Source organism: Clostridium sp. OF09-36, from assembly GCF_003481985.1.
Taxonomy (GTDB): Bacteria; Bacillota; Clostridia; order Lachnospirales; family Lachnospiraceae; genus Brotaphodocola.
The window spans coordinates 1-1,348 of sequence record NZ_QUMD01000079.1; the positions used below are offsets into that span (position 1 = coordinate 1).

General features: G+C 40.3%; 3 protein-coding genes. All 3 read right to left on the reverse strand.

Annotated elements, in window-relative coordinates:
* Nucleotides 1–52: 52 nt before the first annotated feature.
* Genes DXA97_RS21395 through DXA97_RS19725 form a run of 3 tightly spaced genes read right to left on the reverse strand, consistent with a single transcriptional unit; the run spans nucleotide 53 to nucleotide 1,255 of the window.
* The gene (locus tag DXA97_RS21395; protein ID WP_243107794.1) at nucleotides 53–592 is read right to left on the reverse strand and encodes an IS3 family transposase; all 540 of its coding nucleotides are present in this window, start codon (nucleotides 590–592) and stop codon (nucleotides 53–55) included.
* A complete protein-coding gene (locus DXA97_RS21400) occupies nucleotides 517–975 on the reverse strand; it encodes an IS3 family transposase (RefSeq protein ID WP_243107792.1) in 459 nt (152 codons plus the stop codon). The genes DXA97_RS21395 and DXA97_RS21400 overlap by 76 nt, the downstream gene beginning before the upstream one ends.
* A 25-nt stretch (nucleotides 976–1,000) precedes the next feature.
* Nucleotides 1,001–1,255 (reverse strand): helix-turn-helix domain-containing protein, encoded by a 255-nt coding sequence (locus DXA97_RS19725; RefSeq protein WP_243107793.1) that lies wholly within the window; start codon nucleotides 1,253–1,255, stop codon nucleotides 1,001–1,003.
* Nucleotides 1,256–1,348: the final 93 nt, after the last annotated feature.

A 1,348-nucleotide genomic window follows, 5' to 3' on the forward strand; every position in this document is an offset into this window, starting at 1 on the left:
TGGTCCTATGTCAAGATTTAGTACAAGTTAAAATAAGAAAATTCTCCCCATTTTAACCTGCCAGAAGCTCAGCCTCAGTGTGTATTCTTTCATACACTCGTTCGAATTCGTTTGGCGACATATAGTTGCAATGGCTATGAATTCGTTTCGTATTGTAGAAAGCTTCCAGATATTCAAAAATCAACTGGTATGCCTGCTTATAATCGCGAATTTTAAAACGATTGAGCCATTCACGTTTGATAATAGAATGAAAGGATTCAATGCATGCATTATCCCACGGAAAAGCTTTCTTTGAGTAGCTACGCTGCATATTTTCGGTTGCTTTTTTATATTCCTTTGCAACATATTGGCTGCCACGATCCGAATGGATAATTAATGGTTGATTGATATTCCGGCGAGCTTTGGCTTTGTTTATAGCATCAATCACGCAAGATACTTCCAGTGTTTCTGAAAGCGTCCAGGCTATGATTTTTCTAGAAAATAAATCCATAACACTGGTCAGATAGACAAATCCATCTATTGTCCAGATGTAGGTGATATCCGAACACCAGACTGCATTCGGACGATCAGGATTAAATTGCTCATCAAGGATATTTTGTAATTCAGTGCTTCAGTGCTGAAATCGGAATCTTTTGTGGTGCTTGTCCATGGTTTGCTCCACTGAGCACGGATCCCCATTTGGCGCATATATGTACCAACGGTTCTTTCCGAAATGACTTCACCAATTTTTCGAAGTTCTACAGTGATTTTCGGAGCACCGTAGTTTTGCTTGGAATCATCATAAATATCCTGTATTTTTGCTTTTACAGCTTCACGACGTTTTTCTGTATCAGAAGGTACATGGTGGAGCCATGCAAGATATCCTGAGTGAGAGACACCTAAAAACTTCAACATTCCGGAGACGGAAACCCGGCGTCCAGCCTTTTTGGCAGCTTCCGTCTTCTCAGACACTTCGAGATAAATGGCTTCCGTCATTTTCCCAGAATGTTGATTGCTTTTTTTAACACATCAAGTGCATCTTGGGCATCACGTAATTCACGCCTGAGACGGCAATTTCCTTCTGCTCATCAGATGCATAATTACCAGAACCACGAACAGGAATATCACCTGATTCCCGGAAGTCTTTCAGCCACTTTGTTAATGTACTGTAGCCGATGCCAAGATTTTCTGCACATCCACGTACTCCGAGATCTTTGTGATCCTGATAGTACTGGACTGCATCAAGTTTAAATTGTTTGTCATGTTGCTTTGCCATATGAGATCCTCCTTCAGCATGTTTCTATTGTACCATGCTTATGTGTATTTGGAATTTCTCATTTTGGCTTGTACTATTTATATTCTAGCAACA

Coding starts and splice junctions, on each gene's coding strand:
- DXA97_RS21400 (WP_243107792.1), bottom strand. CDS start 975: ATGACGGAAGCCATTTATCTCGAAGTGTCTGAGAAGACGGAAGCTGCC.
- DXA97_RS19725 (WP_243107793.1), bottom strand. CDS start 1,255: ATGGCAAAGCAACATGACAAACAATTTAAACTTGATGCAGTCCAGTAC.